We start from the raw sequence: 12,875 nt of genomic DNA, 5'->3' as shown, positions 1-12,875 counted from the left end.
TAAGAGTATCGCCATGACCGTCGACTACCAAACCCTTGCCAAAACCATCGCCGCCTTGACCGAGGGCGAAGACGATGCCGTGGCCCTGATGGCCACCATCGCCTGCGAGGTGCATCACGCGGATGACCGTTTTGACTGGACCGGCTTTTACCGGGTGACCGCGCCCGAATTGTTGAAGATCGGCCCCTATCAGGGCGGGCACGGCTGTCTGGTCATCCCCTTTTCGCGCGGGGTCTGCGGGGCCGCGGCGCGCACGGGCGAGGTGCAATTGGTCGAGGATGTCGATGCCTTTCCGGGCCATATCGCCTGCGCCTCTTCGACACGTTCGGAATTGGTGCTGCCGGTCTGGAACGGCGCGGGGGAGTTGCTGGGCGTTTTCGACATCGACAGCGACCAGCCAAACGCTTTCACCCAAGCCGATGCCGATGCGCTAAGCGCGATCCTCAAGGCGAGTTTCGCCGCCGTCAGCTGACCGCCATGCCCCGCTTGATCTGCGGGGCCGCATCTGCGAGGGGGAGTGATGGATAGCGAATATAACCCGCCGCAGGACCCGCTGGTCATTCTGCATGAAGATGCCGAAGTTCTGCTGGTCGACAAACCTTCGGGGCTGCTTAGCGTGCCGGGCAAGGGCGAACATCTGGCCGATTGCCTGATCACGCGGGTGCAGGCGGTCTTCCCTCAAGCGCTGCTGGTGCACCGGCTGGATCGCGACACCTCGGGCGTGATGATCTTTGCCCTGACGCCCCATGCGCAGCGTCACCTTGGGTTGCAGTTCGAAAAGCGCATGACCCGCAAGACCTATGTCGCGCGGGTCTGGGGGGTGCCAGCGGAGAAATCCGGCCGTGTCGATCTGCCGCTGATCGTCGATTGGCCCAACCGCCCTCGGCAGATGGTCTGCCATGAGACCGGGAAGCCCGCGCAGACCGATTGGAAGATGGTCAAGAACGATGGGGAGACTGCGCGCCTTCGGCTGTTCCCCAAGACCGGACGCAGTCATCAGCTGCGTGTGCATATGCTGGCGCTCGGGCATCCGATTTTGGGCGACCCTTTCTATGCCACAGGACCTGCACGAGATTTTCCGCGGTTGATGCTGCATAGCGAGGAATTGCGGTTCAACCATCCGCAGGGCGGCGCATCGACGAAGGTGCGGGCCAAGGCGCCTTTCTGAGCTGCGCTCCCTGCCCGGCCTTGCGCCGTGAGGTGGGGGCGGGATTGGTATTTAAGAAAGGACGAAGGGGAAGGGGCCGTGGCGCTGCGGTGAAGTTGGGCTTTGTGGCGATCGGGGGGTGAAACCGGCGGGGTTTGCGATTACCTCTGACCTATCTGTTCACAGATTGACCCGGAGGATATCATGGGCTTGCGTATCAACGACACTATTCCCGATCTTACAGTCGAAACCGATCAGGGCAGCTTTTCCCTGCATGAGTTCGTCGGTGACAATTGGGCGATCCTGTTCTCCCACCCCAAGGATTTCACCCCTGTTTGCACCACCGAGTTCGGCGCCGTGGCGCGGCTTTCCGAGGAATGGGAAAAGCGCGGCACCAAAGTGATTGGCGTCAGTGTCGACGGTGTTGAAGAGCATAAGAAGTGGAAGGGCGATATCGAGAAGGTTGCAGGGGCCGAGGCCGGTTTCCCGATCATCGCGGATGCGGGGCTGGAAGTGTCGAAAGCCTTTGATATGCTGCCTGCGGAGGCCTATCTGCCCGATGGCCGCACGCCCAATGACAGCGCCACGGTGCGGTCGGTTTTCATCATCGGGCCGGATAAGCAGTTGAAGCTGAGCATGACCTATCCGATGAACGTGGGCCGGAACTTTGCCGAGGTTCTGCGGGCTTTGGACGGGTTGCAGACGGCGGCGAAGAACGCAGTGGCGACGCCTGCGGATTGGCAGGTGGGTGAGGATGTGATCATCCCCGCGACGGTGTCGGATGAGGACGCCAAGGCGACGTTCGGGGCGTTTGAGACGGTGTTGCCCTATTTGCGCAAAGCAAAATTGAAGGCCTAAGGGGCGCGGGGAGGTTTATGCCCCCGCGCCCAGCATTCTCATATCGAGATAGGGCTGATAGATGTCGACAAGACCGCTGAATAGCCGAGCGGTCTTGTCGGGGTCGATTTCATCCAAGCTCTGCATGCAGCCAAAGTCGTAACCTTCGGCCAGCAGTTGGCTGAGCATTGTATCGACATGGCGCCCGGGTTTTGCATAGGCCACACGGGGCGGTTCGTAGGCTGTTACTGTCGTGAGATGATTGTGTAGTGAGATCGGCCAATGCTGTTCGCGCACACGGAAGCGCGGACGGACCTGTTTGGCAAACTCCTCAGGGTTCTCTTCGTAATAGCGCGCAAGCGTCGTGGTTCGCATCGGGTGGGGCCAATGCTCTTGGTGAATGAATGTGCGTTGGTTTCTTACGGCGAGAGCGCCGTTCTCCTGAGCTGTGCGGAAGGAGGCGCGACCCCAGTGATTTGGACGGAGCTTGCGCAACAGGTCGTGCTTTAGCCAGTCGATACCGCCCGTGGATCGCATACTGAGGATTCGCCCCCGGACTTTTGGATGCCCATCCTCGTCGAAAAAGTAGGACGGAGGCAGGCTCGATTTGACAAACATATCGTCGTTAAAATAGATATGCCGGTCCGCCAGCCCCGGAATGCGCCAAAGCGCGGCTTCGATTGTCAGGCTGTTAAAGGTGGGCAGAGCCTCCGGATGGTCACCCAGAATATCACGGTGATCGACAATCCGGATTTTGTCCGCCGAGCAATGCCCAGACGTTGCGAAATTATCGATGAACGGCGGTCGCTGGCCGTCGGTCACGATCCAGATGGTGCGAATGAACGGCAAGAACTTGAGGATCGAGGCCACGCAGACGTAAATCTCGCCTTGGCTGTCGAAGCGTGTAGCGGCCTGCGATGTCTTGTGCCGGACGCCGTCTTCGGCCGCATAACGGCGGCGTTTTTCCGCGTGGGCGGGGTCGTTCCCATCGACCCAGGCGATGACGGCATCAATTGGTGAAAGCGTTTTCTCGGTCATGCGCGCTAGATAGCTTCATCAGACGGCGGCGCAAGTCGATAAAGTCTCCGTAGCGCGGGAGGCACGTCATGCGGACCGGAGCAATGTGATCAGCATGCTTGCGGGATGGCTAGGTTCGAGAGGTTGAACCTTCATGCTACGAAAATGGCCCCCGCGCGGCTGCGCAGGGGCCTTCGTTAGTCAGGTCGCGGTCGGGGTTTAGCCCTCTGCCGCTTCTTTCTTCTCGGCAGTGATCTCTTCGCCGGTCTCCTGATCGACGACTTTCATCGACAGGCGCACCTTGCCGCGATCGTCGAAGCCCAGAAGCTTGACTTTCACTTCCTGACCTTCCTTCAGAACGTCCGAAGGGTGGTTCAGGCGGCGGTTTTCGATCTGGGAGACGTGGACCAGACCGTCGCGCTTGCCGAAGAAGTTCACGAAGGCGCCGAAATCGACGATTTTCACGACGGTGCCGGTGTAGATGGCACCCTCTTCGGGCTCGGCCACGATCGAATAGATCATGTCATAGGCTTTCTTGATCGCTTCGCCGTTGGGGCTGGCGATCTTGATGGTGCCTTCGTCGTTGATGTCGACCTTGGCGCCGGAAACCTCGACGATCTCGCGGATCACCTTGCCGCCGGAGCCGATCACTTCACGAATCTTGTCGGTCGGGATCTGCATGGTCTCGATACGCGGGGCGTGAACGGAGAAGTCCGCGGCGCCGGAGATCGCCTTGTTCATCTCGCCGAGGATGTGGATGCGGCCTTCTTTGGCTTGTGCCAGGGCTTTCTCCATGATCTCGGGCGTGATGCCTGCGACCTTGATGTCCATCTGCAGCGAGGTGATGCCGGCTTCGGTGCCCGCGACCTTGAAGTCCATGTCGCCAAGGTGGTCTTCGTCACCCAGGATGTCCGACAGGATCGCGTAGGAGCCGTCATCTTCGAGGATCAGACCCATGGCCACACCGGCCACGGCCGATTTCAGCGGCACGCCCGCGTCCATCATAGACAGGGAGCCACCGCAGACCGATGCCATCGACGAGGAGCCGTTGGATTCGGTGATCTCGGAGACCAGACGGATGGTGTAGGGGAAGTCGGTCGCCGCGGGCAGAACCGCCTGCAGGGCGCGCCATGCAAGCTTGCCGTGGCCGACTTCGCGGCGTCCGGGAGGGCCCACGCGACCCACTTCGCCGACCGAGTAGGGCGGGAAGTTATAGTGCAGCAGGAAGTTCGATTTGAAGTTGCCGTGCAGCGCGTCGATGAACTGCTCATCGTCGCCGGTGCCGAGCGTGGTCACCACGAGGCCCTGCGTCTCACCACGCGTGAAGAGCGCCGAGCCGTGGGTCCGCGGCAGGATGCCGGTTTCGGCCACGATGTCGCGGATCTCGTCGGTGCGACGGCCGTCGATACGCTTGCCGGTTTTCACCACGTCGCCGCGCAGGATGCTGGCCTCAAGGCCCTTCATCGCGGAGCTGAGGTTCTTGTCCTCAAGCTGCTCTTCGGTGAGCTTGCTCTTGATCGTCTCACGGGCAGCAGCAACGGCGGCGGTGCGCTCTTGCTTGTCCACGATCGCGAAAGCGGCACGCATTTCGTCTTCGCCAGCGGCTTTCACGGCAGCCGACAGATCGGAATAGTCTTCGGGCTGGAAGTCGAAAGGCTCTTTCGCGGCTTCCTCGGCCAGATCGATGATCAGGTCGACGACCGGCTGGATCTGCTCATGGGCGAATTTCACGGCGCCCAGCATTTCCTCTTCCGACAGCTCATAGGCTTCGGATTCGACCATCATCACCGCATCCTTGGTGCCCGCGACCACGAGGTCGAGGCGCTGGTCGGGGTTCAGGCGCAGGTCTTGCATGTCGTCGATGGTCGGGTTCAACACATATTCGCCACCCTCATAGCCCACACGGCAGCCCGCGATCGGACCCATGAAGGGCGCGCCCGAGAGTGTCAGCGCGGCGGAGGCGGCGATCATGGCGACCATGTCGGGGTCGTTGACCAGATCGTGGCTCAGCACGGTGCACATCACCAGAACTTCGTTTTTGAAGCCGGGGACGAAGAGCGGGCGGATCGGACGGTCGATCAGACGCGCGGTCAGGGTTTCCTTCTCGGTGGGGCGAGCCTCACGCTTGAAGAAGCCACCGGGTACTTTACCGGCGGCATAGTATTTCTCTTGGTAGTGCACGGTCAGGGGGAAGAAATCCTGCCCGGGCTTTTGCTGACGTGCATACGTCACGTTGGCCATGACGCTGGTCTCACCCAGCGTGGCAATCACCGACCCGTCCGCCTGACGGGCAACCTTACCGGTTTCCAGTGTCAGCGTCTCTTCGCCCCACTGGATCGATTTTTTCGTTACATTAAACATCTACGTTTCCTTTTTGGCCCATTGGCCATTGAATAGGGGCCGTATTGCCCCTGACTCCGGTATCTTCTTTTTCAGGCGCTGGAGTCCGGGCGCCGGATTTCAGATTGCGCGGGCATACATGTTTTCATGGCAAATGGGAAGTGTTCTGTCGCCTCGGGGCCATAAGCGGCGGGTTCTTTCCGCCGCAGCGCGCCCCGGTCTGCGCGCAACAAAAAACCTCCCGGCGGGGGCCGGGAGGTTTTGGTCGTCATGTCACCGGAACTTCCGGCGGCTTGCGCACGATTAGCGGCGCAGGCCGAGGCGTTTGATCAGGTCCTGATAGCGGGACTCGTCTTTGGCCTTAACGTAATCCAGCAGCTTGCGTCGCGTCGCGACCATTTTCAAAAGACCACGGCGGCCGTGGTTGTCTTTTTTGTGGGTCTTGAAGTGCTCGGTCAGCGTGGTGATGCGGGAGGTCAGAATGGCAACCTGAACTTCGGGCGAACCGGTGTCGCCTTCTTTGGTGCCGAATTCTTTCATGACTTTTGCTTTTTCTTCAGCAGTGATCGACATCGGGGTCTCCTTTCGAAAAGAGTTAAAATGGATGGCGCAGGCCGGGATGTCGTCCAGCGCAGGCCCATGGAGATATCACCCACTGACGGAATCAGCAGGCGATGGGGGCGTATAGGAGGAATTTCCGCCTTTGGCAAAGGGTGATTTGCGGATGGGCTCCGGCCCGCCTTAGGCCGCGAGGCCGAGGTCGAAGGCTGCAGAGAGTGGGATCAACGCGATATCGTCCAGCGTGATGCTGTCCCCCGCCACCCGCGCGACGATGATATCATCCAGCAGGACGAGGGTTCGGCCCGCATCCTCCGGGTCGGGCAGGATGGAGAGCGGCGGCTCCGCCCCGCCCGCGCTGCTGTCGTCCCAGACAAAGAGCAGCGAATCGTCCGCCGCGTGGTAGTCCGTGATCTGCGCGGCCCCGCCTTGGCCGATCCAGTCCCCCAAGGCGATCTGATCGGTGCCGTCGCCCGAGGTCACCACATCCCCGGCGCCCGCGATGATCAGGTCGTCGCCGCCGCCGCCGTTCAGGAAATCGGGGCTTTGTTGGTCATCCGCCCCGGTGAGCGTGTCGTCGCCCCAGCCGCCAAAAAGCGTATCCACGCCCGCGCCGCCGCGTAGCGCATCGTCGCCAAGCCCGCCTTGCAGGGCATCGTTTCCGGCTTCGCCCTCCAGCAGGTCGTCCCCCGCCGCGCCTTGCAGCGCATTATCGCCCGCCCCGCCATAGAGAAAGTCATCGTCATTGTGGCCAAAGAGGCTGTCGTTGCCCGCGCCGCCAAAAAGGTCGTCATCCCCGTCATTGCCATGCAGGATGTCGCCGCCCGCGCCACCTTGGAGCGTGTCATTGCCGCCGTGGCCGTGCAGGTGATCATTCCCGCCGCCGCCACGAAGCAGGTCCTCCCCGCCGTAGCCGCCAAGCTGGTCGTCGCCGGGGCCGCCCTGCACCGTCTCACCGTCATCGCTGCCTAACAGGATATCTCCGACCGTGGTGGTGCCGCCGCCCGGGCTGTCCCCCTCAGGCAACGCGTCCTCCGGCGGTGTTTCGATTTCCACGAAAGTGACGGCGCCGACCGCCATCAGACCCATTACCCCAGCCAGCCACAACATCTGCAGTTCCACCCGTTGATTGCTTGATGCCCCACACATCGTCCCAGTTTCAAAAGGGCATGTCGTGGCTGTAAAATCAAAGGAATAGCGGGGAAATGGTTAACGAATACCTGCCCGCGCCGGGGGCTCGGGCTGCCACAAAACCGGCTCTTGGGTGTAGGGCAGGTAGAGCGGATGGCGGGGGTGCCCGGCTTTGGAGAGGCCGAGGTGGTAGAGCGGTTTCGCCCCCTCAGCCAGCCGAGCCGCGACGGCCAGACCGCGGTCGAGATGGGCGCCATGCACGCCCCAAGCGGCAATGATGCGGTCGGCCCAATCGGCCCCCTCGACCAGTGTGGCGTCATTGTCGGGGCCGATGGGATCGGCCGCGGCGCGCATGTCGCGCGGGTCGGTGGCGCGGAAGGCGAAGATATTGGTCACCCGGAAGCCGCCAAAGCCCAGCACCCGCGCCCGACGCTCGCAGCGCTCGACCGTCGGGTCGTTCTGCACCTCGGTCGCGGTGGAGGGGTTGAGCATCACGAACATCACCCGCGGCGCGCCTGTCTCCCAAACCCGGGTAAGGCTGTAGCGGTATTGCTCGCAGGGCGAGTAGACCGCGGTCGAAGGTGCGTCGCCCTTGGTGTGGCTGCGGGTGATCAGGGCCATTCAGCCCTCATTCGCGTCCGACGACAGGTTGAACACCCGGCTCGGGTGCAATTCCCCCGCCTTGAAGCGGCCCACGGCGACGGGCTGCCCGTCGAGCGAGGCCCAGCACTCATCGCCATATTCCACGTCATGGGCGATGACCATGCCGGGGTTGCCGTTGCGCAGGCGGGTGGCGCCTTCGGGGGTGGCTTTGACTTCGGGCAGGTCGGCAAGCCCTTCTGCCAGCGGCAACAGATAGGTGTCGAGTTCCGGTGTCCGGGCCAGTTCGTCCACCTGCGCCAGCGTCAGGGCGTTGCCTGCCTCGAACGGGCCGGACCATGTGCGGCGCAATTCGCGGACATGGCCGAGACAGCCAAGCTTCTGCCCCAGATCGCGCGCGATGGAGCGGACATAGCCGCCCTTGCCGCAGACCATTTCAAGCGTGACATGATCGGCATCGGGGCGGTCGACCAGCAGTAGGCTTTCCACCCATAGGGGGCGGGCGGCGATCTCCATCTCTTCGCCGTCGCGGGCGCGTTTATAGGCGCGTTGGCCGTCGATCTTTACGGCGGAGAACTGCGGCGGCACCTGCTGGATGTCACCGATGAAGCCGTTCAGCGCATCCTTGATCGCGGCGTCATCGGGGCGCAGGTCAGAGGTGCCGATGGCTTCGCCTTCGGCGTCGTCGGTATTGGTGGCGATCCCCAAACGTACGGTGAACTCATAGGCTTTGAGCGCGTCGGTGATATAGGGCACGGTCTTGGTCGCTTCGCCCAAGGCGATGGCCAGAACGCCGGTCGCTTCGGGGTCGAGCGTGCCTGCATGGCCCGCCTTCTTGGCCTCCAGCGCCCAACGGACCTTGTTGACCACGGCGGTCGAGGTGGGACCAGCGGGTTTGTCCACCACCAGCCAACCAGAAATATCGCGACCCTTGCGTTTGCGTGCCATGTCTTGCCCCTTCGCTTTGTGGTGCTGCCCTCTATCGGAGCCGCGCCGCGCTGCCCAGCCCCCAAGCGGGGAAAAGCTTACTTAGCGGGCGTCACGATGCCTACGATCGGCCCCAAGGTGGTGAAGCCCGCTCCGCTGCGGCGCAGGCTGGGCGCGCGCAGGCGCGAGATATTGCCGTCGAAATACAGCGCGTTAGGCAGGTCCAACTCATCCCGGTAGAGCCGGGCGAATTCGTGAAAGGTAACCACGTCATTAGAAATCGCGAAAACCGCGCGCTTGCCATCTGCCGTGGTGCCAACCCCATTTCGGATGTAGCGCGAGGTGCTGTCGGGCAGGAATCGCGGGTGCAGCGCCCCGTCGATGACCAGCATCGGGCCGGATTGCGTGGCGAAACGGCAGTTCGGCTTGGCCGTAAGATAGCGCTTGGTCTCGATCACATCGGCGCGGCCCTCGCGCAGGCAAAAGACCCCATTGGGCAGCAGGCCGAAATTGCCGGGGCCAGCACTGTCGATCACGCCGCGCGTCTCGACCCCTTCTTCGATGTAATGCCCAACCGGAGAGCGGTCTTCGTGGTACATGCCTGCGTTCATGGCAAAACCAAGCCGCAGCCCCTGCGCTTTCAGCGCCTCGTCAAGCGAGCCGAAGAACCCATAGGGCGCGCCGGCCTCGTTGTTGAGGAAAAGCCGCAGGTCGTCCCGCTCCAGATCGACTTCGCAGATCGTGTAGGAACTGCCGTCAAAGGTAATGTTGCGGCATTCGGCAGCGTCCGCAGGCGTGCCTTTCAGCGCCAGGAGCGCGAATGCGATCAGGCCCGCGCGGATCACTGATCCGGCGCGCCATTGGCACTGTCACCGGCGCCGTCGTCATCGGGGGCATCCGCATCGCGGCGCACCACCTCTTGGTTCAGCATGCGGCGGGTGTCGTCCATCCGGTCAAAGGTCTGGTCCAACTGAAAGCGCAGATCGGGCGAGAACTTGAGCGTCAGTTTCTTGGCGACCTGACGGCGCAATTCGCTTTTGTTGCGGGCCAGCAGTTTTAGAACCTCATCCTGACCCTCCCCGCCCAAGGGCAGCACATAGGCCGTGGCGATCTTGAGGTCGGGGGAGATGCGCACCTCGCCCACGGTGATCGACATCCGATTGAGATCGGTGTCATGCACATCCCCGCGTGCGAGGACATCGGACAAGGCGCGGCGGACGGTTTCGCCCACGCGGAGTTGTCGTTGCGACGGGCCGGGGCCCTCATGAAACTTGTTCTTTGCCATGCCCCTCATCTAAGGCTTCGGTTGCACTTTGCCAAGCGCTCCGCGACGGGCTAAACCGGCCCTGCCAGTCACGGCCAGAACCGCAGGAGACCGAGTATGACACAGACCCCCGGCATTGCCGTCACCGGCGCCTCTGGCCGCATGGGCCAAATGTTGATCCGTGAGATCAACGCAAGCGACAAAATGCATCTGGCCGCGGCGCTAGAGCGTCCGGGCCATGACTGGATTGGCCGCGATCTGGGCGAGGCGATGGGCGGCACGGCCTCGGGCGTGACTGTGACAGACGATGCGGCAGAGGCGTTTGGCAAGGTGCAGGCCGTCATCGACTTCACCGCGCCGCAGGCCACCATCGCTTTTGCCGGTGAGGCCGCCAAGGCCGGGATCGTCCATGTCATCGGCACCACCGGCATGACCGAAGATGAGATCGCGCAGCTTGCCCCTGCTGCCGAACAGGGGGCCGTCATCGTCCGTGCGGGGAACATGAGCCTCGGCGTGAACCTGCTGACGCAGCTGACCCGGCAGGTCGCCGCCGCGCTGGACGTGGATTACGACATTGAGATCATCGAATCGCACCACAATCAGAAAGTCGATGCCCCCTCGGGCACTGCATTGATGCTGGGCGAAGCCGCCGCCGAAGGGCGCGGTGTCAAACTGGCGGATGTTTCGGACCGGGCCCGTGATGGGATCACCGGCGCGCGGCAAAAGGGCGATATCGGTTTCACCGCGATCCGGGGCGGCGATATCGTGGGCGAACATGACGTGATGTTCGCCGCCGCCGGAGAGCGGATCATCCTGCGCCACATCGCCTCGGACCGTGCGCTTTTCGCCCGCGGTGCGCTCAAGGCCGCGCTTTGGGGGCAGGGCAAAGCGCCGGGGGAATACGACATGTTGGACGTGCTTGGCCTGAAGGGCTGAGGCGCAGGCAAATTATCTGAAACTTTACCTTCCTTGGCTACGTGAGTGCCTCAGGCAACTCACCCCAAGGGAGGTTTCGATGAAGATTACCTTTGCACTGGCCGTGACAGCGATGCTCGCGGCTGTTGGTCTGCCCGCTGCGGCGGAATACGCCCGTATTCAGAACAAGTCAGACTTCGTTGCGGCGGTGAATGGCAAAAGGCTAACCCGCCCGCTGGTCGATCTGCGGGTCACCTCAGGCGGGGCCATTTCCGGCAAGGGCGCGGTTTGGGAGGTGACCGGCAAGTGGTCATGGCAAGACGGCTACTTCTGCCGCACGCTGGTCTGGGGCGGCAAGGATCTGGGCTATAACTGCCAAGTGGTCACCCGAGATGGCGCGAAACTCCGCTTTACCTCCGACAGGGGCGCGGGGGAGTCGGCGGTGCTGACCCTGCGCTGAAGCGCTTAAAAATCGACGGCGATGCCCTTCTTTTCCCAATCGCCATAGCGCACAGGTTCTGGCCCGTCGCGCCCGCCAAGTTCGGTGGGCATGTCGAGCGCGGCTGCCGCCTCACGCCGGGCGGCAGCCTCGGCCAAGGCGCGCTGGGCGGCGGCGGGCAGATCGGGGCCGGGGGCTGGCGTCGGGTCTTGCGGCGTGTCGGGGATCGGTTTCGGCCCCGGTTTGGGCTGCGGGGGCAGGTCCGGCGCGGGGCTGGGCGTGGGATCAGGGCCGGGTTTGCTGTCGGGAATGGGGCGTTGATCGGGCATCATGGTCCTCTTGAGCCAAGTTCTCCCTTGATATACGTCGCCCGCTGGCCCAGACAACCCGGCAACCCCTCAAGCCAGACCCAGATAGGATAGACCATGGCAGACACAGGCGTTCAGGCCCGCAGAAGCGCGGTTTATCTGCTGGATCAGATTTTGGGCGATGAGCCGCGACTGATGTCCGAGCTTCTTGCCGCGGGCGCGCTGGACAAGCTGCCCCCCGATGATCGGGCGCGGGCGCAACGCTTGGCGCAGGACACGCTGCGCGGATTGGAACGTGCGGATCGGTTGCTGCAAAAGCACCTGCAAAAGGCACCGCCGCTGACCGTGCGCAATGTGCTGCGGGTCGGCACGGTTGAGCTTTGTCAGGGCGGGGCCGCGCACGGGGTGGTGAATGCGATGGTGAACCTCGTCTCGCAACACCGCACGCTAAGCCATCTCAAGGGGCTGACCAACGCCGTGCTGCGCAAGATCGCCGCTCAGGGGCCCGAGGCATGGGATGCCCTGCGCGCGCCACGCCTGCCGAAATGGCTGCGCGGGCCGCTGGCCGAGGCTTGGGGCACCGATGCCATGGCCGCGATGGAACAGGCGCATTTCGCAGGCGCACCGCTTGATCTGACCGCCAAGGGCGACGCCGCCGCTTTGGCAGAGGCCGTGGGGGGCACGCTGCTGCCGACAGGCTCCGTCCGGGTGACGGATGCCGGGCAGGTCTCAACCATGCCGGGCTTTGCCGAGGGCGACTGGTGGGTGCAAGATGCCGCCGCCGCGATCCCGGTGCGGGTGCTGGCGCCCAAGGAGGGCGAGACGGTGTTGGACCTCTGCGCCGCGCCCGGGGGTAAGACGATGCAATTGGCTGCGGCGGGGGCGGTTGTCACCGCCGTCGACCAGTCGCACCCCCGGATGCAGCGGGTGAAGGAAAACCTCGCCCGCGTCGGGCTGAAGGCCAAGACGCTGACCAAAGATGCGCGCGACGTGCAGGGTACATTCGACGCCATTCTGCTGGACGCGCCATGCTCCGCCACCGGCACCATCCGCCGCCACCCGGACCTGCCCTATGCCAAGGACGGATCTGAATTCGGGGATCTGATCGAGTTGCAATCCGAGTTGATCGACCATGCCTGGAGCCTGCTCAAGCCCGGCGGGCGGTTGGTGTTCTGCACCTGTAGCCTGCTGCCCGACGAGGGCGAAGTGCAGGTCGACGAAGCCTTAGAGCGGCATGGCGACATGACCGTCGACACCGCCGCGCTGGAACTGCCGGGGGTCGAGGCCGATTGGCACACCGAAGAGGGCGGGCTGCGCCTGCGCCCCGATTTCTGGGCCGATCAAGGTGGGATGGACGGGTTCTACATCGCCTGTCTGCGCAAGGACTGACCC

General features: G+C 63.2%; 15 protein-coding genes. 6 read left to right on the top strand and 9 right to left on the bottom strand.

Annotated elements, in window-relative coordinates:
- Positions 1-13 precede the first annotated feature (13 nt).
- The 3 genes from ACGYKA_RS05235 (at position 14) to ACGYKA_RS05225 (ending at position 2,005) form a co-directional block, all read left to right on the top strand.
- On the top strand, positions 14-472 hold the full coding sequence (locus tag ACGYKA_RS05235; RefSeq protein WP_394408640.1) for a GAF domain-containing protein: 459 nt from the start codon (positions 14-16) through the stop codon (positions 470-472).
- Between the two features lie 48 nt (positions 473-520).
- A complete protein-coding gene (locus tag ACGYKA_RS05230) occupies positions 521-1,168 on the top strand; it encodes a pseudouridine synthase (protein ID WP_394408643.1) in 648 nt (215 codons plus the stop codon).
- 183 nt (positions 1,169-1,351) lie between these two features.
- Positions 1,352-2,005, top strand: coding sequence for a peroxiredoxin (locus ACGYKA_RS05225; RefSeq protein ID WP_394408646.1), 654 nt, complete (start codon positions 1,352-1,354; stop codon positions 2,003-2,005).
- 15 nt (positions 2,006-2,020) lie between these two features.
- On the opposite strand, the gene ACGYKA_RS05220 is transcribed toward ACGYKA_RS05225, so the two are convergent.
- From ACGYKA_RS05220 to rbfA, 8 genes are all read right to left on the bottom strand, one after another.
- Positions 2,021-3,022 carry a stealth family protein gene (locus tag ACGYKA_RS05220; protein WP_271688856.1) on the bottom strand — a complete coding sequence of 334 codons (1,002 nt, stop codon included), beginning with the start codon at positions 3,020-3,022 and terminating at the stop codon, positions 2,021-2,023.
- A gap of 198 nt (positions 3,023-3,220) precedes the next feature.
- Positions 3,221-5,362, bottom strand: a complete 2,142-nt coding sequence (pnp, locus tag ACGYKA_RS05215) for a polyribonucleotide nucleotidyltransferase (RefSeq protein WP_394408649.1) — start codon at positions 5,360-5,362, stop codon at positions 3,221-3,223.
- A 282-nt stretch (positions 5,363-5,644) separates the two neighbouring features.
- Positions 5,645-5,914: a 30S ribosomal protein S15 gene (gene rpsO / locus ACGYKA_RS05210; protein WP_067266742.1), complete on the bottom strand. Its 270-nt coding sequence runs from the start codon at positions 5,912-5,914 to the stop codon at positions 5,645-5,647.
- 168 nt (positions 5,915-6,082) lie between these two features.
- Positions 6,083-7,021, bottom strand: coding sequence for a calcium-binding protein (locus tag ACGYKA_RS05205; protein WP_394438135.1), 939 nt, complete (start codon positions 7,019-7,021; stop codon positions 6,083-6,085).
- Between the two features lie 87 nt (positions 7,022-7,108).
- Positions 7,109-7,645, bottom strand: a complete 537-nt coding sequence (locus ACGYKA_RS05200; protein WP_394408807.1) for a DUF1643 domain-containing protein — start codon at positions 7,643-7,645, stop codon at positions 7,109-7,111.
- A gap of 6 nt (positions 7,646-7,651) precedes the next feature.
- Positions 7,652-8,578 (bottom strand): tRNA pseudouridine(55) synthase TruB, encoded by a 927-nt coding sequence (truB, locus tag ACGYKA_RS05195; protein ID WP_271692914.1) that lies wholly within the window; start codon positions 8,576-8,578, stop codon positions 7,652-7,654.
- Between the two features lie 77 nt (positions 8,579-8,655).
- Positions 8,656-9,402, bottom strand: a complete 747-nt coding sequence (locus ACGYKA_RS05190) for a phosphodiester glycosidase family protein (protein ID WP_394408655.1) — start codon at positions 9,400-9,402, stop codon at positions 8,656-8,658.
- Positions 9,399-9,842 (bottom strand): 30S ribosome-binding factor RbfA, encoded by a 444-nt coding sequence (gene rbfA / locus ACGYKA_RS05185; protein WP_394408658.1) that lies wholly within the window; start codon positions 9,840-9,842, stop codon positions 9,399-9,401. The genes ACGYKA_RS05190 and rbfA overlap by 4 nt, the downstream gene beginning before the upstream one ends.
- A 96-nt stretch (positions 9,843-9,938) precedes the next feature.
- Here rbfA and dapB point away from each other — a divergent pair, with 96 nt between their 5' ends.
- Positions 9,939-10,757: a 4-hydroxy-tetrahydrodipicolinate reductase gene (dapB, locus tag ACGYKA_RS05180; protein ID WP_394408661.1), complete on the top strand. Its 819-nt coding sequence runs from the start codon at positions 9,939-9,941 to the stop codon at positions 10,755-10,757.
- Between the two features lie 79 nt (positions 10,758-10,836).
- A complete protein-coding gene (locus ACGYKA_RS05175; RefSeq protein WP_394408664.1) occupies positions 10,837-11,196 on the top strand; it encodes a dihydrodipicolinate reductase in 360 nt (119 codons plus the stop codon).
- Positions 11,197-11,201: 5 nt separating this feature from the next.
- Here the strand turns inward: ACGYKA_RS05175 and ACGYKA_RS05170 are convergent, their stop codons facing one another.
- The gene (locus tag ACGYKA_RS05170) at positions 11,202-11,402 is read right to left on the bottom strand and encodes a DUF1674 domain-containing protein (RefSeq protein ID WP_271689916.1); all 201 of its coding nucleotides are present in this window, start codon (positions 11,400-11,402) and stop codon (positions 11,202-11,204) included.
- Between the two features lie 198 nt (positions 11,403-11,600).
- Between ACGYKA_RS05170 and ACGYKA_RS05165 the strand changes: the two genes are divergently transcribed.
- On the top strand, positions 11,601-12,872 hold the full coding sequence (locus ACGYKA_RS05165; RefSeq protein ID WP_394408667.1) for an RsmB/NOP family class I SAM-dependent RNA methyltransferase: 1,272 nt from the start codon (positions 11,601-11,603) through the stop codon (positions 12,870-12,872).
- The last annotated feature ends 3 nt before the right edge of the window (positions 12,873-12,875 follow it).

It is taken from the genome of Sulfitobacter sp. 1A15106, assembly GCF_043556995.1.
GTDB lineage: Bacteria > Pseudomonadota > Alphaproteobacteria > Rhodobacterales > Rhodobacteraceae > Sulfitobacter > Sulfitobacter faviae.
The sequence above is the reverse complement of the archived record's forward strand: the minus strand, read 5'-3'. Positions and strand labels throughout refer to the sequence as shown.